Origin of the sequence: Sinomonas terrae, from assembly GCF_022539255.1 — a bacterium.
Classification (GTDB): domain Bacteria; phylum Actinomycetota; class Actinomycetes; order Actinomycetales; family Micrococcaceae; genus Sinomonas; species Sinomonas terrae.
Window position 1 is genome coordinate 2,241,132 of sequence record NZ_JAKZBV010000001.1, and the last position, 16,567, is coordinate 2,257,698.

General features: G+C 68.6%; 15 protein-coding genes and 1 tRNA gene. 8 read left to right on the forward strand and 8 right to left on the reverse strand.

Annotated features, from left to right (window positions below; translation table 11 throughout):
- Window positions 1-27 precede the first annotated feature (27 nt).
- Window positions 28-1,350, reverse strand: coding sequence for a M20/M25/M40 family metallo-hydrolase (locus L0M17_RS10450; RefSeq protein WP_241053903.1), 1,323 nt, complete (start codon window positions 1,348-1,350; stop codon window positions 28-30).
- A 162-nt stretch (window positions 1,351-1,512) separates the two neighbouring features.
- Here L0M17_RS10450 and L0M17_RS10455 point away from each other — a divergent pair.
- Window positions 1,513-1,596: transfer RNA gene (locus L0M17_RS10455), tRNA-Leu, on the forward strand.
- Window positions 1,597-1,674: 78 nt separating this feature from the next.
- Here L0M17_RS10455 and L0M17_RS10460 read toward each other — a convergent pair.
- Window positions 1,675-2,946, reverse strand: coding sequence for a tyrosine-type recombinase/integrase (locus L0M17_RS10460; protein ID WP_241053904.1), 1,272 nt, complete (start codon window positions 2,944-2,946; stop codon window positions 1,675-1,677).
- A gap of 48 nt (window positions 2,947-2,994) precedes the next feature.
- Complete coding sequence (locus L0M17_RS10465; protein WP_241053905.1) at window positions 2,995-3,555, reverse strand: helix-turn-helix domain-containing protein; 561 nt, start codon at window positions 3,553-3,555, stop codon at window positions 2,995-2,997.
- Window positions 3,556-3,662: 107 nt separating this feature from the next.
- Here L0M17_RS10465 and L0M17_RS10470 point away from each other — a divergent pair, with 107 nt between their 5' ends.
- Window positions 3,663-3,890 (forward strand): helix-turn-helix domain-containing protein, encoded by a 228-nt coding sequence (locus tag L0M17_RS10470; RefSeq protein WP_241053906.1) that lies wholly within the window; start codon window positions 3,663-3,665, stop codon window positions 3,888-3,890.
- A gap of 258 nt (window positions 3,891-4,148) precedes the next feature.
- Here L0M17_RS10470 and mobF read toward each other — a convergent pair whose 3' ends face one another.
- From mobF to L0M17_RS10490, 4 genes are all read right to left on the reverse strand, one after another.
- Window positions 4,149-7,622, reverse strand: a complete 3,474-nt coding sequence (mobF, locus tag L0M17_RS10475) for a MobF family relaxase (RefSeq protein ID WP_241056402.1) — start codon at window positions 7,620-7,622, stop codon at window positions 4,149-4,151.
- 705 nt (window positions 7,623-8,327) lie between these two features.
- Window positions 8,328-9,707, reverse strand: coding sequence for an FAD-binding oxidoreductase (locus L0M17_RS10480; protein WP_241053907.1), 1,380 nt, complete (start codon window positions 9,705-9,707; stop codon window positions 8,328-8,330).
- Between the two features lie 85 nt (window positions 9,708-9,792).
- A complete protein-coding gene (locus tag L0M17_RS10485; RefSeq protein WP_241053908.1) occupies window positions 9,793-10,218 on the reverse strand; it encodes an ester cyclase in 426 nt (141 codons plus the stop codon).
- 270 nt (window positions 10,219-10,488) lie between these two features.
- Window positions 10,489-10,656: a hypothetical protein gene (locus tag L0M17_RS10490; RefSeq protein WP_241053909.1), complete on the reverse strand. Its 168-nt coding sequence runs from the start codon at window positions 10,654-10,656 to the stop codon at window positions 10,489-10,491.
- Window positions 10,657-10,817: 161 nt separating this feature from the next.
- On the opposite strand from L0M17_RS10490, the gene L0M17_RS10495 reads away from it, so the two are divergent.
- Window positions 10,818-11,285, forward strand: a complete 468-nt coding sequence (locus L0M17_RS10495) for a heavy metal-responsive transcriptional regulator (protein ID WP_241053910.1) — start codon at window positions 10,818-10,820, stop codon at window positions 11,283-11,285.
- Here the strand turns inward: L0M17_RS10495 and L0M17_RS10500 are convergent.
- Complete coding sequence (locus tag L0M17_RS10500; RefSeq protein ID WP_241053911.1) at window positions 11,276-11,662, reverse strand: heavy metal-responsive transcriptional regulator; 387 nt, start codon at window positions 11,660-11,662, stop codon at window positions 11,276-11,278. The two genes, L0M17_RS10495 and L0M17_RS10500, sit on opposite strands and share 10 nt — an antisense overlap.
- 142 nt (window positions 11,663-11,804) lie before the next feature.
- On the opposite strand from L0M17_RS10500, the gene merA reads away from it, so the two are divergent.
- The 5 genes from merA to L0M17_RS10525 all read left to right on the forward strand — a co-directional run bounded on the left by merA (window position 11,805) and on the right by L0M17_RS10525 (window position 16,545).
- Entirely contained in the window at window positions 11,805-13,238 is a 1,434-nt protein-coding gene (merA, locus tag L0M17_RS10505) for a mercury(II) reductase (RefSeq protein ID WP_241056403.1), read from the forward strand.
- 184 nt (window positions 13,239-13,422) lie between these two features.
- Window positions 13,423-13,971 carry a carboxymuconolactone decarboxylase family protein gene (locus L0M17_RS10510; protein WP_241053912.1) on the forward strand — a complete coding sequence of 183 codons (549 nt, stop codon included), beginning with the start codon at window positions 13,423-13,425 and terminating at the stop codon, window positions 13,969-13,971.
- 36 nt (window positions 13,972-14,007) lie between these two features.
- Entirely contained in the window at window positions 14,008-14,682 is a 675-nt protein-coding gene (locus tag L0M17_RS10515; protein ID WP_241053913.1) for a haloacid dehalogenase type II, read from the forward strand.
- Between the two features lie 79 nt (window positions 14,683-14,761).
- On the forward strand, window positions 14,762-14,908 hold the full coding sequence (locus tag L0M17_RS10520) for a hypothetical protein (RefSeq protein WP_241053914.1): 147 nt from the start codon (window positions 14,762-14,764) through the stop codon (window positions 14,906-14,908).
- Window positions 14,908-16,545: a permease gene (locus tag L0M17_RS10525; protein ID WP_241053915.1), complete on the forward strand. Its 1,638-nt coding sequence runs from the start codon at window positions 14,908-14,910 to the stop codon at window positions 16,543-16,545. The genes L0M17_RS10520 and L0M17_RS10525 overlap by 1 nt, the downstream gene beginning before the upstream one ends.
- Window positions 16,546-16,567: the final 22 nt, after the last annotated feature.

The following is a 16,567-nucleotide window of genomic DNA, read 5'->3' on the forward strand; positions in this document are numbered from 1 at the left end:
AGGCTCCTCTCTGGAAGGGCCGTTCCGTCAGTAGGTGGTGAGCAGCCGCCGCAGGACACGGGCACCGAAGCGCAGCGACTCGGCGGGTACCCGCTCATCGACGCCATGGAACATCCCCGCGAAGTCGAGCCCAGCGGGAAGCTGGAGCGGCGCGAAGCCGTACCCGGTGATGCCGAGGCGGCTCAGCGACTTGTTGTCGGTCCCGCCCGAGAGCGTGTACGGCAGGACCCGAGCCCCCGGATCCTCGGCCTCGAGCGCGCTCACCATGGATTCGACGAGGGCGCCCTCGAAAGGCGTCTCGAGCGAGACGTCGTGGTGAACGAAGGCAAAGTCGATGCCCTCGCCCGCGAGCTCCTTGATCTTCTCAAGCACGAGCTCGTCCTGACCGGGGAGCGTCCGGACATCGATGCGCGCCTCGGCGCTCCCCGGAATGACGTTGTCCTTGTATCCGGCCTTGAGGACGGTGGGGTTCGAGGTGTTCTGGAGGGTGGCTCCCACGAACCGCGCGAACGTCCCGAGTTCCTTGAGGAGGATCTCGGGATTCTCCTGATCGAACTCGACCCCGGTCAGTTCGGTGACCCCTTCCAGGAAGCGGCGGGTGGTATCCGTGAGTTCGATGGGCCACTCGTGGGCCCCGATGCGGCTCACGGCGCGCGCGAGTCGCGTTACGGCGTTGTCCGTGTTCGTCTGGGAGCCGTGCCCTGCCCGTCCGCTCGCTGTGAGCTTGAGCCACGAGAGGCCCTTTTCCGCCGTCTGCAGCATGTAGGTCCGCTGGCCCCCGATCTCGGCAGAGAACCCGCCGACTTCGCTGATGGCCTCCTTGGCGCCCTCGAAGAGCTCCGGGCGGTTGTCCACCGCCCAACGTGCCCCGTAGGCGCCGCCCGCCTCCTCATCGGCAAACATGGCGATCACAAGGTCGCGCTTGGGACGCTCACCGGTCCGCTGCAGCTCCCGGACCACCGAGAGGACCATGGCATCCATGTCCTTCATGTCGACGGCGCCACGTCCCCAGATGAGACCGTCGCGGAGTTCGGCCGCGAAGGGGTCGACGCTCCAGTCCTCCTTCTGTGCAGGGACCACGTCGAGATGCCCGTGGACGACGAGCGCGCTCGCGCTCGGGTCGGTTCCTTCGATGCGGGCCACGACGGACGCGCGGCCGGGCGCCGACTCGAAGATCTCGGCCTCTAGGCCCACTTCCTCGAGAAGCTCGGCCGTGTACTCCGCCGCCGCGCGCTCCCCCGGGCCCGAACCGTCTCCGTAATTGCTGGTGTCATAGCGGATGAGGTTCTGGCAGATGTCGACCACTTCGTCCTCGGCGCGAAGCGACGTCTCAAGCGGGTGGTCAGACATGGGAGTTCCTCCTCGGCTGCGACGGATCGGTGAGGCCAGCCTATCCCTCGCCCTGACGGTCCTCGGGTGCCTCATCCGATTTCTCCAGGGGCAACAGATCGTGTACAGTCTTACTCGCTGCCCGGGAGGGAACCGCAGACGTGGACCTTCCGGTGATCACCTGCGCGGGTGGCGGAATGGCAGACGCGCTAGCTTGAGGTGCTAGTGCCCGATTAGGGCGTGGGGGTTCAAGTCCCCCTCCGCGCACGAAGGGGAAATGGCTCCTGACCTGGGATTACGTCCTTAGGTTGGGGGCCGTTTCCGCGTGAAGTGCTAGAAAAAGTGCTAAGCCCTGTCGAGGTACTGGGCGAAACGGTCTGCCGCGGCCTTCTGCATGGTCGGAGTGACGTGGCTGTAGATGTTCATCGTGGTCGTGATGGTCGAGTGCCCGAGGCGTTCCTGAACCACTTTGGGATGCTCGCCGAGTTCGAGCAGCAGGGTCGCGTGGGTATGACGGAGCCCCTTGATCGTGACGCGGGTGAGCGTGTCGTACTTCGCCGTGGCCCAGTCGAGACGGCGCGCCCAGCGGCTGGTCATCGCGTCCGGCGACCGCAATTTGCCGTCGTCGTCTCCGAAAACGTAGGCGTCGGCTTTCGCCAGTTCGAAGGCGAGTTCAGCGCGAGCGACCTTGTGCGCGGCGAGCACCTTGAGCGTTTCGGCATCGATGTCGATGACGCGGGCATTGCCGGTCTTGGTCGTCTTCGTCTCGGCCCAGTCCTCGGTATTGACGGCACGTCGGATGCTGATCCGCATGGTCTTCGTGTTGATGTCGTTCCATCGGAGCGCGAGGGCTTCGCTGCGTCTCATGCCGGTGTAGGCGATCAGCCGCCACAGTGGGAACAGCTCGTCATTCAGTTCGTCACGGTTCCAGGTGAGGAAGGTGTGAAGCTGTTCGCCGGTCCAGGTGACGATCTCGGGTTTCTGCGCCCGTACCTCGCTCGACGTGGGCGCTTTGACAGTGCGGCGCTTCTTCGTCGGGTTGACGGTCAGATGCCCATCCTCGATCGCGGCGTCGAGGATCGCGCCGAGCACCACGTGGATCTTGTGGACGCTGTTGGCTGAGAGCGGCTGGCCCTTGCCGAGCTTGTCGGCGCGGCCGTGCTTCTCCAGGTCGCGGTAGTGGCGGGCGATCCGTGTCGCAGTGAGCTTGTCGAGCCGAATCGTGCCGAGCTGCGGTTTGATGTGGTTGCGTATGATCTTCTTGTAGCCCTTGACGGTGGAGTCCGCGAGCTTGAGCCCTTCGGCCCACTCTTCCGCGTACACACCGAGGGCGGGAACCTTGCCAGAGAACTTCTCGTTCTGCGCACGCTGCTTGAGCGCGTCTTGCAAGGCGTCATTCGCTTCGGCGGTGTCCTTAAATCCGGAGCGGGTGAGGCGGCGCATCCCCTGCTCGGGGTACTCAGGATCTTTCAAGACGTAGATCTGGAACCGCCACCGCTTGCCCTGTGCCGTCTGGTACTCCTGGATTGAGCCCGGCCGTCGGGAGCGGGAGCGCCGCTGCCTCCTGGCCTCATTTCCGCCCGGATCATCCGGCGGTTCTCGTCGCCGTGATGTCATGGCCTGGCTCCTCCCTTTCGTCGTTGTGCTTCGGCGTTTGTGGGCGGGTCAATCGAGGTTGGGGATCGCCAGCGGGTCGAGTTGCACCAGCCTGCCGGTTGCGAGTTCCAGTCGGGCCCGTTGTGTCGCCAGGCGTTCCTCGTAGACCTCGCGCGGCGTGAGTCCGAGCTGGCCCTGGTCGTACTGGGCCAGTGCGTCTTCGAATCGCTTGACGTATGAGGAGGCGTTGAAGCGCTCTTCCTTCCAGTACCGCAGCAGGTCGTCGGGCGTGAGCTTCACCCGGCCGGCGACCCAGGCCTGGATCTCCTCAGGAAGGAACCTTGAGGAGACCCCCGTCACCTCGACGCCATCGCTTGGCGGGGTGAGGAGTGCCGCCGGGGTGGTGCGGAGCAGGTAGGCGATCGCGGTGAGGTCGTCCACATCCACGCGACGGTCGCCGTTTTCGATCTTGCTGATGCCCGAGGGCGAGATCTTCCGGCCCACCTCAGTGAGCTTCACGGACATGGTGCGCAAGTCCATGCCGATGCTCTGCCGCGCTGCGCGAATATTGGTCGCGACGTGCATGTTCGTGATCCCCGCGGGATTGCCCCGCACCCTCTCGTTCTCCATATTGAGAACATACAACGCGATAATTGACAACACAAGCGGCGAAGCTTACCGTGTTGAGAACACCGCTCCTCGGGGGCTCAGCGGCAGACGAAGGCGAAGGTGGAGTGATGAGACAGGGCACACTCGGCATCGACGACCTCCGTGCACGCCGGAGCCTCGTCATCAGCCGCAAGGAAGCCGCAGAAGCGCTCGGAGTGGATCCCCGTACTATCACGGTCGGAATCCAGGACGGCACGATTCCCTCGGTCAAGCTCGGCCGCAGAATCGTGATTCCGCGCGAGAAGTTCCTCAGCCTCTTCGAATCGGCCGACGGTGCCCCGCGCGATCACGAATAGCTCAACCACCCGCAGGATTCTGGGGCAACGCCGATCTGCACAGGCCCACCGGCGAGCCTGCGTCCGGCTGGCAAACTCGAGGTGTCACCCGCGACCGTTAGCCCTGGAGTGAGAACTCGACGCCGCTGCCCGAACGCCGCTCCCCGGCTCCCCCGACCTCGGCGCTACCGGCATTGCCGGCCCACCGCGTTGCAGTGGTCGCGGGCCGCACGAAGCCTCTGACTTGCGCGCACAGCCATTGGGACGGCACCGGTGGGATCAGAGGCTGCTCAGAGGGCCTTGCCGCTTTGAGGTGCCTCCCTTTCGCATCCGTTCAGCTTCCCGGTGCTGGAAGTCTTCGCGCACCTGCTCGGTGGCCTCTCGACGCTGCGCCTCCCGCACCGCTGCTGCGTCGTGTTGCGCTTGAACCCGGGCGGCAGCCTGATCGGGCGGCAAGGCCCGGAGGGCGGCGATCTGGTCGCGAGCCTGCTCTGCGGTAGTCGTCCACTTTGCGGCTTTGCTGCGGGCATTGGTGAGTTCGTACCGGACCGGGTCGCGACGGACTTGCTCGGGTCCGTAGAGCTTGGCGAGGAGGGTCCGCCGCTCGTCCCGGTGCCGTCTGATCATCTCCTGCTGCTTCCGCGTCGCGACGGCAAGTGCCTGCTCGGACTGGACGACTCGCGGGTCGCTTGCGGTTGCTCGATCCGCCACCTGCGCCGTCCATGCTTCGGTGGCCTGCCCGATGTTCGGTGTTTTGCCCCAGCGTTCGCGTAGCCGTGCCTGTGCCCGCTCTGCTCGGTCAGTTGCCGTGCGGTGTGCGCGGCGGGCCTTCGGCTTCCTTAGCCGGGAAGCGGCACGGAGCTGCGCGCTCGTCTCGGCGACACTGCTCACTGCGTCGTCATGATCGTGCCTGTCAGCTTCCGCGGCGGCAAGGATCGGAGCCTGGACCTCGAATCGCACCTGCTCGACGTGCTCACGCAACGCCTCGACTTCTGACGCTGCCTCATCCGTCTCGGCCCGGTGCACTTCAGCCTGTGCACCGAGGTGCTCTGCGATCATCAGCCACCGTGCCGCGCGCCGTTCGGCGTCCTGGGCTTGCTTCGCGAGCGCAGCGATCTCCGCGTTCACGAGCTTCACAGGCCCGTCATCGACCAGACCGGTGATCTCCTCGGCGGCACGTGTGGTGGCGTCGGTGAGGCCGCGGTCGGCGCGGTCACGCTTCATCGCTTGAGTGAACTGCTCACGCGCATCGGCCACGCTCTCGGCGACGACATGCAGCAGGTTCTCTTTGCGGCCCCTGGTCATGCCGACGTACACCGCTGCGGCGCTGGTCATGTCGGTGAGGACAGTGTGTGACCTCGCGACGGTTGAACCTTGGACACCATAGGCGGTTGTGGCGTAACACAGGTGCACGTGCTCGCTCACGTATTCGGCGGGAAGCCGCACCGACTGCTCGGCTCTGTGTTCATGACTCGCCTCATGCACCCACAGCGCCCCATCTGCCTCGGTGCGCTGGACGATCCAGGTCTGACGGTTCGCAACCCCAAGGCTTGCGTCGTTGCGCCGCGTCTGCACCCTGTCGCCACGCCCGATCGGCAGGCCATCGCTGCCAATGACGGTCACGACGTCGTCGATCAGGCCACGGTTCACTCGTTCCTCCCGGATGCGGGCGTTCAGCGCGCGGGCATCGTCGTTCGAGCTGACCGTGATCGCTTCATCGTCGCGGAAGGCGTCGGCGACATGCACGCGCATGCCGTCGCCGGCGTGGAGGCGTACCAAACCGAGGGCCTGCAACTGGTCGAACACCCGCCCGGGGTCCGCCCCGGCGCGCATGTCGAGAGTCAGGTCCGCGTAGTCGGGGTCAGTGAAGCGGTGCACCTCGGCCATGTCGAAGACCTGGCCCCGGAGTTGTGCGGCGATATCGAGCACGCCGCCGCGCCCGACCGCGGCCAGCTGCGCCCGGTCTCCCACGAGCGCGACCGTCGCCCCGCTCTCGGCACAGACTGTGAGCAGCGCGACGGCGGTGTCCTGGTCGAGCATCCCCGCCTCATCCACCACCACGCGTTCACTGGCCGCGAGTCGCGCCCATTGGGGCGGGCCGGCGTAGGCGTGTCCGGTGTCCGGGTCGAGGTCGCCCAGGCCGAGGCGGGTCCAGACGCCGTCTCGGTTCCACCGCCATCCATGGGCATGCACGAGCGCCGCAACGGACTCGGCAGGCACCCCGAGTTCTTGGTGGGCGACGTCGGCGGCCTTCCTCGTCGGAGCCACCACCAGCACGCCGCGCCCTGCTGCCTGGCTTGCTCGGATCGCGGTGGAGAGCATCGTTGTCTTCCCGGCGCCCGCGGCCCCCTCCACGACAACGAGGGGGTCGGCGGAGGCGACCGCGGCGGCAGCGACGAGTTGTCCGCTATCGAGCTGCAGCTCGAGCGCGGCGGCGTGCGCGGCCACGTCCGGATGCTCCGCCTCGTCATCGGGCACGCGGGCGGTGAGGAGGTCGCGGAGGTTTGTCTCTGCCCGGAGAACGCCTACCGAGGTGAGGTGCGCGACATGCTCCGGTGTGGGGCTGCCGGGCGGGAGGATCGAGAAGCAGTCCTCCATCGCCAGGGCGGTCGCAACCGTGATGAAGTCCCGCAACCTGTCGGGGGTTGCACGGACCCCGTACTCGGTCACGATCCGGGTGACGTGCTCCTGCACCGTGTGTCGGGGCCATGCCGACGCTCCAGCAGCGCACCTGTCCAGGGCACGCGAGGCGACCACCTGCGCCCGCAGATCATCCACCGACACCGGCTCCCGGGGCGCCGGCCGGCGCAGAGTATCGGGGGCGTAGCCGGCGTCGCGGAGTTCGGCTTGCCAGGCGTGTTCTTCGCGGAGCGTTGTCGGCTTCTTCGCCGGACGTCCCAGCGCCCACGCCTGCGCCACCAGTCGAGCTGACACCACCGGCCCCGCCGTTTCGCCCGGATGCACGGCCTCCCACTTCGATTCGAGACGGGCGAGGTTGCGGGCGACCTGCTCCCCGCGCTTGCTCATCACCGAATTGAACGGCTCCAGCTCGACCACCTCCCCCGTCCGTGGGTCGAGCGTCAGCCGGTGACGGTCCAGCGCCTCGGCCAGCTGTGGGTGTGCCGCGATGACGGCCGTGCCGAGAGCGCGGATCGCTCCCTGCTGCCTGAACAGCGCTCCAGTGTCCAAGGCGCGCCACTTCCCGGCCGCCCACACGCGGGTGCCGATCTGGAAATGGATATGTCGGTGCGGGTCACCCGCCCGCGAGGTCCGATGCGTGACGGCGACCGTCTGCAACGACTCGACCGGAACCACCTCCTGAAGGCCGCGGGGGCCCGCCCTGGTCACCGAATGGGTGGCGAGCCAACGTTGGATCTCGGCCGCGGCGTCATGCTGCGCCGCATCGAGCGCGGCCGACACCTCCGGGTGGAGTGCGGCAGCGATCGACAGACTCTTCGGCGCGTTCACGACCATCTCCGCGAACCGGGGGGAACCGCGACGCGCCTCGCCCGGCAGCCGCGGGGTGCCCATGGACTCCCCGGTGAGTGGATGCGTCCAGTCCACCCACTCCGCGTACACCTCCGGTGCCAGGCTCGCCTCGCCAGCCACAGCACCGCTGCCGTCGAGCTGGACGAACTGAGCCACGGCCGAGTCCGCCCCGAGGTAGTAGTCATCAGCGCGGGAACGATCCGCCTCCACATACCGGCGCGCGTCAGCTCCGTTTCCGCGGAACAGGATCACGCCGCCATGCATCACATCACCATGTTTCTTATAGCGAGTATGGTGTATCTACCATGGTAGCATACGTCCATTCAATCGTGAATGGGTACGGCGAGCTGCGAAGGTGGATCCTCCTTGTACCGTCCCAGCTATCCTCCGTCTTCACAGCCCTTGCCCCACATGCCTAGAAAGGACTCCGAGACGAAGTCGCGTTCTCGGACGGGGTCACGCTAAGTAGCCGGAAGTTGAGGTGGCGCGACGTCATCCGAGCGTGCTGCCAGGATCGCGTGCCCTCATCCCTAACCTTGCAGGAGGCCGTTCAGCAATTGGTGCTCGATGTTGCAGACCCGGGGTCGGCCCATACCAGCCGAACGACATCGGGCGCGAGTTCTTTCCGCGTATCCACCGCGGCCACCGCAGACTTCTCGATCAGCTCGTCCACGCCCACGTCGCGGATCCCTCGCCGGGCGAACAGCTCCTAGGCGACCGTGAGAATCCTCTCCCGCGCCCCTGGGCAGGGAGGGGTCGCGCGCTTCGGGCATGTGCTGGATTTCCACGCGCGCACCATAGCCGCCAGCGGCGGCGGACCCGGCGCAGCCGTGCTCTCAGCACTCGCCGTCCTGATGGCCCGATCCTGCGCGGTGACGATGCGTCCAATCGCGGATCCAGGGCTGAATTCCGAAAGAGCCATACTGCCCAATTCCTCACGAGCGCCGCGCGGACGGAGCAAGGGCGGGGTCATGTCTGCTCGGCTGGTGAGGGTTTGATGTTCTGGTTCGATTGGAAGACGTTGTGGGGGTCGTATTTGGCTTTGATTTGGGTGAGGCGGTCGTAGCGGCTGCCGTAGGCTGCGCGGATCCGGGCTTCGCCCTCGTCGTTGTGGAGGAAGTTCACGTAGACCCCGCCGGTGGCATGGGGCTCCATCGCGGCGAAGTAGTCCCTGCACCAGGCGATATCGGGGTGGGTCGGGCCTCCGGCGGGCCAGGCGGCGTTGATGTTCATCGCGTGCGCCGCGTCGCGCCCGCTGGCCGCGGAGCTGTCCTGGGAGCGTGAGGCGATGGCGCCGCCCATGTGGAACAGCAGCGTGTAGGAGGCCGGGGAGCTCTTGGCCCACGAATGCTCGAGCAGGACCTCGATTGCGGCGTCGGTGAGCGGGGGCAGGTAGTGCGATTTCCAGTAGTAGCCCCAGTGATGGGGGACCCCGGCGTCGAACATGGCCTGGTGCTCGACGTACGGTTTGTAGCGGACGAGGTCGGCGGCGGGCGGGCCGAAGGCGCGCAGCGGCCGCAGCAGCTCCTCGCCCTCCCGGGGGTCGCCGACGAAGAAGGGGATCACCAGCAGTATGTCGGTGCCTCGCAGGTGTTCCGGGACCCAGTCGAACGGCGGAGCCGTGCGGAGGTTCAGGTAGACGGAGAGCTCGTCCAGGGCTTCGGCGATGAATTCGCGGTAGAAGGCGAGGACCTCCGGCGCCTGCTCGGCGCGGAACAGGATGGGGCCTGCCAGGACGTGGGTGCCGAGGCGGTGGGCCTGGAAGCGGAATTCGGTCGCGATACCGAAGTTGCCGCCGCCCCCTTGGACGGCCCAGAAGAGATCGGGGTTCTCGTCCTCGGATGCGTGGACTCGGCTGCCGTCGGCCAGGAGCATCGCGACGGAGAGCAGGTTGTCCGAGGTCAGCCCCCACCGTCGGCTCAGCCAGCCGAAGCCGCCGCCCAGGGTCAGCCCGGCCACCCCGGTATGGGTGACGATCCCGGCCGGCATGGCCAGACCGTGCTTCTGGGTCGCGGCGTCGACGTCGCCCCACAGGGCGCCGGGCTGCACCCGGGCGCTCGTGCTGTCCGGGTCGACGACCACGCCCCTGAGGGCCGAGAAGTCGATGACGACCCCGCCCTCGGCCAGCGCCGAACCGGAGACGTTGTGGCCGCCTCCGCGCACGGAGAGCGGCAGCTTCCGGCTCAGCGCGTATTTCAGCGTGGCGGACGCGTCCTCCTCGTCGAGGCAGCGCGCGATCAGGGCCGGGCGCCGATCGATGGCCCCGTTCCAGATCCGCCGGGATGCCGAATACCCTTCATCCCCGGGCCTTAGCAATTCGCCCTGAAAGCCCGGTACGTCACTGTTCATGTCGGCATGATCAGAGGAAGCACCCATTCTGTCCATACGTGGCCGCCTAGAGTTCGACCCTCCGGCGGTAGCGACAGGGTCCGGGTCAGCCGTTCGGGTCGGGAATCTTCATGCTGGCGCCCAACTGCTGCAGTAGTCCGAACATGTCGATCAGCGCCCAGCCCTCCACTCGGTGGCCGTCGACCACCTTGTCGATGGCGATCCCACCAAAGCTGACTCGGCGGCCGGTGGGGGCGATCCCGCGGAACGCGCCTCGGTGCACACCGGTCGCGGTCCACTGCGTCGTGACGAAATCGCCGTCGGCGAGCATCTGGTCGACGACCATGGTGAAATCCGCGAACGCCTCACGGAATGATGCGATGCGGGCGAGGAACTCGTCCCGGTTCTCCTCGCCGAACGGCGTATGGTTCACGAACTCAGGGGCGAGATGCTCCCGCGCCTGATCGAATCGGCCGTTGTTCCAAGCGTCCTCGATGAAATGCCGGGTGCCGGCCTTGCCGTCTTCGCCCATGATCGCCCCCTCGCTCGGCTCGCTGAAACGATAGCCGGGCGGGAGGAGCCAACGCTACAGCCAAAGTGCCGGCTTGATCGCTACGCAGACTCTGGAGACCGTCAACGCACCATGCGAGTTGGGCCTCGTGGGCCAGTTTGCACTCACGCCCGACCGGCTCAGGCCCGGATGGAGCAGGGCGTCAAAAGGTTGGGCCGAGGGTCTTTCTACTTCGAAGCAAGACGATAGGGTGCGGGCTGCCGGGGCTGAGCGAGGAGCGGCGGCAGTCTTTCAGCCCGCTGCAGCCGTTTCGGCTTCGACCTTCTGCATGGTCATTCCGCAGCAGCAGGTGGGGCTGCGGTCGCCTCCCTTTCCCGGGGCTGCTCCCTTGGTGACGGTCAGCTCGCAGCCGCACTCGGGGTCGGGGCAGCGGTAGATGTCTCCCGCGTGGAATGCCATGGCCGATCCTCTCGTCGTCGCTTGTTCTTGATGCCCTTCCAGACTGGCCCCTGCCCTTGGGTCCGGGTCAAGGGGTCCTGGCCATTGGCCCCCAAGTCTTGAGGCTGCCCTTGGGGCAGGGTTGACACTGGAAGTCGGAGAGGGAGTTCTGGGAGGTGCGCATGCTGGTCGAGGAGGTCGCTGGCTATACGGTCGGGGAGGCGGCGCGGAGGGCCGGGGTGAGCCGGAAGGCGATCCGGGTGTATGAGGCGAGGGGGCTGCTCCTTGAGCCGGCGCGTACCTCGGGGGGCTACAGGCTGTTCACGGACGAGGATGTGGCAGTTCTGCAGTTCATCCGCCGGGCGAAGTCGCTGGGGCTGAGCCTGTCGGAGATCGCCGAGGTCCTGGACCTCCAGCGCGGGGGCGCCCAGCCGTGCGGGCTGGTGATCGGGCTCCTGGATGCTCATCTGGCCCAGATCGAGCGCACCCTGGCCGAGCTCGGGGCGCTGCGCGAGTCGCTGCTGGCAGCCCGCGACACCGCCCAGGCGTCGCTCCAGTCGGGGCAGGAGGCGGTCTTCTGCCGCATCATCGAGGGCCCGTGGGACCGTGAAGGTGGAGGCGCCGGGAACCTGCGGGCAGGTCAGAGGTAGCTGCAGATCTCCCCGGAGTCGCAGCCTTGCGCCCCGGACGCGGATGCCTCGAACTGTTCGGCGAGGGTGCTGCGGAGGTCCTGGAGCTCGGCGATGCGGGCATCGATGGCATCGAGCTGTTCGGCGAGCCGGTCGCGGACATGGGCGCATGGCCTGGCCCCGGCGTCGTGCACGGCCAGCAGCGCACCGGCCTGCTCGAGGCTGAGGCCTGCGGCGCGGGACCGCCGGATGAAGGCTGCCCGCCGCACGGCGCTCTCGGGATAGTCGCGGTAGCCCGCTGGCGTCCTTCCGATGCCGGGCAGGAGTCCGATGTCCTCGTAGAACCGGAGGGTCTTGTCGGTGGTGCCCGCGGCGGCCGCTGCCTCTGAGATGCGCATCGTGGTTCCTTCCCTGTCGGCCGTTCTGGAAGTTCCAACCGTCTGGGCCGCCCGGGTATGCCCGCCTTGACCTTCCAGCGGCTGGAAGGCGGAGAGTCGTGGACGAAGGCAGCATAGCGAAGGGGAGGAGACGAACGTGCCGATTGCCGAGGAGTACGACCTTGTTGTCGTCGGGTCGGGAAGCGCCGGGTTCGCCGCTGCGATCCGGGCCACGACCATGGGGTTGCGGGTGGCGATGGCCGAGAGTGCCACTGTGGGCGGCACCTGCGTGAATACCGGGTGCGTCCCGTCCAAGGCCCTCCTGGCAGCCGCACAGGCCCGCCACGCGGCCGCCGACGCCGGCAGATTCCCGGGCCTGGCACCAGCCCCGGTCGGCCTGGACATGCCGGCTCTGGTGGCGGGCAAGGACGCCCTGGTGGGGTGGATGCGGCAGCAGAAGTACCTGGACCTGGCCGATGACTACGGCTGGGACATCCACCGCGGCCGGGCTGTTTTCTCCGGCGTCGCGGACGATCCGGTCCTTGACGTGGCCGACGGGGACCGGGAGGCGGTGCGACTGCGCGGGCGGCACTACCTGGTCGCCACCGGATCCGCCCCGTGGGTGCCAGAGCTGCCCGGGCTCGCCGAGGCCGGGTACCTGACCTCGCAGACCGCGATGGAGCTGGAGGAGGTGCCCGAGTCACTCCTGATCGTCGGCGGCGGGTACGTCGCGGTCGAGCAGGCCCAGCTGTTCGCCCGGCTCGGCTCCAGGGTCACCGTGCTGGCCCGCTCCCGCCTGCTCTCCGGCGAGGAGCCCGAGGTCTCCATGGCGCTGGCCTCCGTCTTCCATGAGGAGGGCATCACGGTGGCCCGGCGCGCCGTCCCCACCGCGGTCCGAACCGAACCGGACACCGGGGAGGCGGTCGTCACGGCCGCCGTCGCCGGCGGCGCAGCCCAGGACTTCCGGGCACAGCGGGTGCTGATGGCGACCGGACGCCGCCCCGTCACCGAAGGACTGGGCCTTCCCGGGATCGGCGTCGCCACCGGCGACCGGGGCGAGGTCCTGGTCGACCCCGGCCTGCGGACCACGAACCCCCGGGTCTGGGGTGCCGGGGACGTCACCGGGCACCGCGAGTTCGTCAACGTCGCCGCCGCCCACGGCGCCCTGGCCGTGGAGAACGCCTTCGCCGCGGCCGGTCTGGAGGTCGACTATTCGCAGCTGCCGCGGGTGGCGTTCACGAGCCCCGCCGTGGGAGCGGTCGGGCTGACCGACCGGCAGGCCAACGGCGCGGGCCACGCTTGCGAGTGCCGGGTGCTGCCCCTGGAGTTCGTGCCCAGGGCGCTCGTGAACCGGGACACCCGGGGGTTCATCAAGATCGTGGCCGAGGAGGGCACCGGGAGGATCCTGGGCATCACCGCCGTCGCCCAGGACGCCGGCGAGCTTGCCGCGGCCGGCGTGCATCTGATCGCCTCGGGCACCACGGTCCACGAGCTCGCCTCCCGGTGGGCGCCCTACCTGACGATGGCCGAGGGGCTGAAGATCGCCGCCCAGTCCTACACGGCCGACGTCTCCCGCCTCTCCTGCTGCGCCGTGTGAGCCGCAGCGGGGCCGGGTACCGGCCCCTTGGATGTTCTGTGCGCAGGCACACAGAACGCGGCCCCACCGGCCCGTAGCGTTGGAAGACCGCCCGAAGGGCATCGACAAGACAGAGACCGTGCGGCGCGCAGACCGGAACCGACCCTGGCGCCGCCGACGAAGAACGAGAAGAAGGAGCCTCACCATGCCCCGCATCCCCGCCCACACACTCGACACTGTCCCCGACGCTTCCCGCGAGCACGCCGAGCGCCTCGAGAGGAGGATGGGCCGGCTCATGAACATCCACGCCGAGATGGCCCACTCCCCCGTGGTGATCGGCGCCTACCAGGGCATGCAGAAGGCCATCGCGGAGCACGGCACGTTCGACGCCCGAACCCGCGAGGCGATCGCCCTGGCCGTGGGCAACCAGAACGGCTGCGACTACTGCCAGGCCGCCCACACGCTCTCGGCACGCAAGGCCGGGCTCGCCGACGAGCAGATCCTGGCCCTGCGCGCCGGGGAGGTCGGCTTCGATGCCCGGCTCGCGGCCCTGACCGAGGTCGCCCGCGCCGCCGCCGCGGATACCGGCAACGTCCCCGAGCCGGTATGGCAGGCGGCGCTGGATGCCGGGTGGACGGACACCGAGCTGGCCGAGGCCTTCGCCCACATCGCAGTCAACCTGTTCACGAACTACTTCAACCACTACGCCCACACCGAGCTCGACGTCCCAGCCGCCGAGCCCCTCACGGCCTGAACGGCAGACCCGGCCCCACCACGAGGAGGAACAGCCATGGCACGAGCACCCGAAGTGATCGTCTTCGACGTCAACGAGACCCTCTCCGACATGTCCCCGATGGGGGGCCGGTTCGCCGAGGCCGGAGCCCCGGCCGATCTGGCCAGGCTCTGGTTCGCGACCCTGCTCAGGGACGGGTTCGCCCTGGCCGCTGCCGGAGACGCGGCCCCCTTCGGCGAGATCGGGGCCGAGGTCCTCACCGGCCTACTGGATTCGTCAGGGGTGCCCGACCCGGAGGGCACCGCCCGGCGACTGGCCACCTCGGTGGCGGAGCTTCCCCTGCACCCGGACGTCACCGACGGGATCCGCGCGCTGCGGGCGGCCGGGAACCGGCTCGTGACCCTGACCAACGGATCCGCCCAGGTCGCCCAGAAGCTCTTCGACGCCGCCGGGATCCGGGACGAGTTCGAGGCGCTGCTCTCCGTCGAGGACGCCCCCGCGTGGAAGCCCCACCCCTCCTCCTACCGGTACGCCGCCCAGCGGTGCGGGACCCGGGAGGAGGACATGCTCCTGGTCGCGGTGCACCCCTGGGACATCCACGGAGCCGCACGGGCGGGCCTGCGCACCGCCTGGGTCAACCGCATCGGGGGCGCCTACCCTTCCTACCTCGCCCGCCCCGAGCTCACCGTGGCCTCGCTGACCCACCTCGCCACGGAGCTCGCTGCAGGCTGACCGGGACTTGACTTGGCCCCGAGGGCCAGGTCCTAACGTACTGGGGTCCGGGGAAACGTCCCGGACGGAGGGAGGCGAAATGCGCACGGGCAAGACCTGCAGCATCGGACAGCAGGACAGAGAGATCCCGGGCTGCGGCAGCGGACCCCTGCAGCGGTGGGGCTTTGCGCTCCGCGAGCTGCGCCGTGCCCTCCTTGCTCGCAGCGGAGAAAGGGAGCAGCGCTGATGGCGTTCTTGGACACGGCCTGGCGGAGCGTGCTGGAGGGATTCTTCATGTTCTGGGGGACGCTGTGGGCGCTCGTGCTGGGCTTCACGCTCTCCGGGGCGGTGCAGGCCTTCGTCTCCCGCCGGGAGATGCAGAAGGCGATGGGCGACCACCGCCCCGCCACGGTGGTGCGCACGGGCCTGCTGGGCGCGGCGTCCTCGAGCTGCTCCTACGCCGCCGCTGCACTGGCGAAGTCGCTGTTCCAGCGCGGGGCCGACTTCACCACCTCGATGGTGTTCATGCTCGCCTCGACGAACCTGGTCGTCGAGCTCGGTCTCGTGCTGTGGCTGCTTGCCGGGTGGCAGTTCGCCCTCGCCGAGTTCGTCGGAGGGGCGATCATGATCGCCCTTTTCGTCCTGATCGCCCCCCGCGTCTTCCCCGCCTCCGAGCTGGAGGCGGCACGGGCCCGCCTCGCGGAGCGCGCCGCCGCCCAGGGCAGCCCCGATGAGGCCGACGAGGCCGAGCGGCACGGCAAGGGGCTGTGGGCGAGGATGCGGTCAGTGTCCGGGTGGGCGGACGCCGCCGGGTACGCGGTCTCGGACGCGACCATGCTCCGCCGCGAGCTGCTCATCGGCTACCTCGTCGCCGGGATCCTGGCCGTCGCCGTACCGCCTGCTGTCTACTCGGCGCTGTTCTTCCCCGGCCATGGGCTCCTCACCGACGCCTGGGACGCCCTCGTCGGCCCGCTCGTGGCGTTCGCCAGCTTCGTCTGCTCGATCGGCAACGTCCCGTTGGCTGCGGCCCTGTACAGGGGCGGGCTCGGCTTCGGCGGCACGGTCGCCTTCGTTTTCGCCGACCTGATCGCCTTCCCGCTGGTCGCCGTCTACGCCAAGCTCTATGGCCGGCGCATCGCCGTGCGAGTCTTCCTGTCCTTCTGGGCGGTGATGAGCGCCGCGGGCCTGGCCACCGACCTGCTCTTCCGCGGCCTCGGCATCGCTGCCCCGGCCCGCCCCGCCGAGATCGTCCCGGCCCGGTTCGAGTGGAACTACACGGCCTGGCTGAACCTGGCCGCGATCGCCGCAGCAGTGGTGCTCTACTGGCTCTACCGCGGGCGGGACCGTTTCGGCACCGCCGGGCGGTACGCGAAGGACCCCGTGTGCGGGATGCAGGTCGAGAAGGCCCACGCCCCCGCCACCCACACCCATGCCGGGCACATGTACTGGTTCTGTTCGGACCGCTGCCACGAGAAGTTCACCGCAGACCCGGACCACTACGCCGCAGAACCCGGCAGCGAGCCCATGGGCACCGAGGACGCCTCGCCGCCGATCGCGGTGGACCCGGTGTGCGGGATGCGTGTGGACCCCGGGAACCCCGGCGGGGGAACCCTCGCCCACGACGGCACTGAATACGCCTTTTGCTCGCCCGGGTGCAGGGAGGCCTTCGCCAGGGACCCCCAGGCCTACCTCGGTGCCGACGGCGGCAGCCCCAGCCATGGGGGCCCGGCCGTCCGCGATCCGGTGTGCGGGATGGAAGTCGACTCCGAGCACGCAGCGGCCCGTTGCCAGCACGAGGGACGGGAGCATCTCTTCTGCTCCACCGGCTGCCGTGACGCCTTCGCCGCTCGGCCGCACGAATTCTCCCAAGGGCACAGGGGCTGAATCCGGGGCGGCGTCCGCAGGG

Coding starts and splice junctions, on each gene's coding strand:
- L0M17_RS10450 (WP_241053903.1), bottom strand. CDS start 1,350: ATGTCTGACCACCCGCTTGAGACGTCGCTTCGCGCCGAGGACGAAGTG.
- L0M17_RS10460 (WP_241053904.1), bottom strand. CDS start 2,946: ATGACATCACGGCGACGAGAACCGCCGGATGATCCGGGCGGAAATGAG.
- L0M17_RS10465 (WP_241053905.1), bottom strand. CDS start 3,555: ATGGAGAACGAGAGGGTGCGGGGCAATCCCGCGGGGATCACGAACATG.
- L0M17_RS10470 (WP_241053906.1), top strand. CDS start 3,663: ATGAGACAGGGCACACTCGGCATCGACGACCTCCGTGCACGCCGGAGC.
- mobF (WP_241056402.1), bottom strand. CDS start 7,622: ATGCATGGCGGCGTGATCCTGTTCCGCGGAAACGGAGCTGACGCGCGC.
- L0M17_RS10480 (WP_241053907.1), bottom strand. CDS start 9,707: ATGAACAGTGACGTACCGGGCTTTCAGGGCGAATTGCTAAGGCCCGGG.
- L0M17_RS10485 (WP_241053908.1), bottom strand. CDS start 10,218: ATGGGCGAAGACGGCAAGGCCGGCACCCGGCATTTCATCGAGGACGCT.
- L0M17_RS10490 (WP_241053909.1), bottom strand. CDS start 10,656: ATGGCATTCCACGCGGGAGACATCTACCGCTGCCCCGACCCCGAGTGC.
- L0M17_RS10495 (WP_241053910.1), top strand. CDS start 10,818: ATGCTGGTCGAGGAGGTCGCTGGCTATACGGTCGGGGAGGCGGCGCGG.
- L0M17_RS10500 (WP_241053911.1), bottom strand. CDS start 11,662: ATGCGCATCTCAGAGGCAGCGGCCGCCGCGGGCACCACCGACAAGACC.
- L0M17_RS10510 (WP_241053912.1), top strand. CDS start 13,423: ATGCCCCGCATCCCCGCCCACACACTCGACACTGTCCCCGACGCTTCC.
- L0M17_RS10515 (WP_241053913.1), top strand. CDS start 14,008: ATGGCACGAGCACCCGAAGTGATCGTCTTCGACGTCAACGAGACCCTC.
- L0M17_RS10520 (WP_241053914.1), top strand. CDS start 14,762: ATGCGCACGGGCAAGACCTGCAGCATCGGACAGCAGGACAGAGAGATC.
- L0M17_RS10525 (WP_241053915.1), top strand. CDS start 14,908: ATGGCGTTCTTGGACACGGCCTGGCGGAGCGTGCTGGAGGGATTCTTC.